The sequence below is a fragment of the Mesorhizobium sp. M7A.F.Ca.US.005.03.2.1 genome, assembly GCF_003997795.1.
Taxonomy (GTDB): Bacteria; Pseudomonadota; Alphaproteobacteria; order Rhizobiales; family Rhizobiaceae; genus Mesorhizobium; species Mesorhizobium ciceri.
In genome coordinates this window covers 1-1,579 of record NZ_RZRP01001137.1, presented here as the reverse complement: position 1 = coordinate 1,579, position 1,579 = coordinate 1, and the positions used below count along the sequence as shown (strand labels likewise).

1 protein-coding gene and 1 pseudogene are annotated in these 1,579 nt (G+C 59.9%); both read left to right on the top strand.

Annotated elements, in window-relative coordinates; genetic code table 11:
* The first annotated feature begins 691 nt into the window (after positions 1 to 691).
* A complete protein-coding gene (locus tag EN991_RS35505) occupies positions 692 to 958 on the top strand; it encodes a type II toxin-antitoxin system ParD family antitoxin (RefSeq protein ID WP_027163779.1) in 267 nt (88 codons plus the stop codon).
* Positions 959 to 961: 3 nt separating this feature from the next.
* Positions 962 to 1,272, top strand: a pseudogene (locus EN991_RS35500) (type II toxin-antitoxin system RelE/ParE family toxin).
* Positions 1,273 to 1,579 lie beyond the last annotated feature (307 nt).

Genomic DNA, 1,579 nt, shown 5'->3' with positions numbered 1-1,579 from the left:
GGGGTGGCCATCGATCTGCCCAGGCTCAGGCCCCCGAAAGCGAAGCCGAAGCTGCGGGACAAAAGAACCAGATCCCGTCCCGCAAACCAAACTTCACTAAGCAACAGCCCGCCTGGCATCAGCCGGCGGGCTGTTCGCGTTCAAGGGACAATGGTGCCCGCAAGCGGCAGTCCTCGGCGCACAAGAGGACTCAGCCGACAAGGTACGACAACAAACAAAGCCTCAACAAAACAGCCCGCAGCCCGCGGGCCGTTTGCGTTTGGGGGACTGGCAAGTGAAGCGCCAGGCCGCCGCCATGGCCGGATCAACCGAATCGGAGGCGGAAAAGACAAAGCCATCCGATCCTCGTGCCAGGCATCGGTGATGCCGGTGATGATTTGCAGTCAAATACGAAATGAATTTGGTCGGGGTGGTGTTCTATTCAGCCGGCTTTTGTGGCCACCCTCGACCATGACAATGACTGATGACCGCGAATATCGACCTGCATGTGAATCCTCGATCGCGCCGGCGGCCGGTGTGTCACGCCGCAATAGCCGCAAGTGCCGTTGGTCGAGCGGCCTGGGGGCGTTGAAGCGATGCCTCGATCATGCCGAATCAAAGCGAAGGGCGATTCTCTGCGGATGAGTCACGCGAGGTAAGGCGTGGCCGAATCGGCGCCAGATTCGGGATCGCTCCCCGCAGGAGGTTGCCAATGCCAAATTACGCTTTGAATGACCACTACGAGAGCTTCATCAGGAAGCAGCTCGAATCAGGCCGCTACAACAATGCCAGCGAGGTTGTCCGCGCGGGCCTGCGCATGCTCGAGGATTTCGAGGCGGAGCGAGAGAAATGGCTGCGCGAGGAGATACCAGGGCGCCTGGCTGAACTCCGGCAGGATCCGATGAAGGGCATCCCTGCCGACACGGTCTTCTCCCGGCTGGAGGCGCGTCATCGCTCCAAGCAGGCGAAAGCCAAGTAGGGGATGGAGTATCGGATTGTCTTCCACTCCAAGGCGGAGTCGGAGCTGGAGCAACTCTACGATGACCTAGCCGGACGTGCGTCGCCGGCGATCGCCCGGAATTTCATTGCGGGTATCCGCGACCATTGTCTCGGCCGTCGACTTTTCCACAGCGGGGCACCGAGCGGGTCGAGATCATGCCGGGGTTGCGGATTGTTGGCTATCGCCGCGCCGTCAGCATTGCCTTCGCCGTCGAGGGTGGGCGGGTGCTGATCCTGGGCATCTTCTACGCTGGCCGGAACATCACGCCGGAATTGCTCGAGAACCGGCTCTAAACGGCGCCTCGGTGGAGAATTGCTCTGCAGCCATCGAGGCGCGACGGGTGCGATGGCACACATCAGCGCCTCGATCTCGGGACGCATCACAGGAATGATAGGCGCTAGAACGCCGCCCACAATTCAGCCAAGCCAACTCATGAATTTCGGCCCGGTGGATATCTCTACGAGAAATCGAAAAAACATTATCGATGTGTGTTGACAGTTGTCGTTGGTGGCGACTATATACGCCTCACGAACGAGGGCGGCTCGCCGCTGGCGACGAAGAAGTTTGCTTCTAAGCCTGCCCTTAGCGAAATTCAAGAGA

What these genes read in the sequence shown, in the direction of transcription:
- EN991_RS35505 (WP_027163779.1), top strand. Translation starts at nt 692, where the DNA reads ATGCCAAATTACGCTTTGAATGACCACTACGAGAGCTTCATCAGGAAG.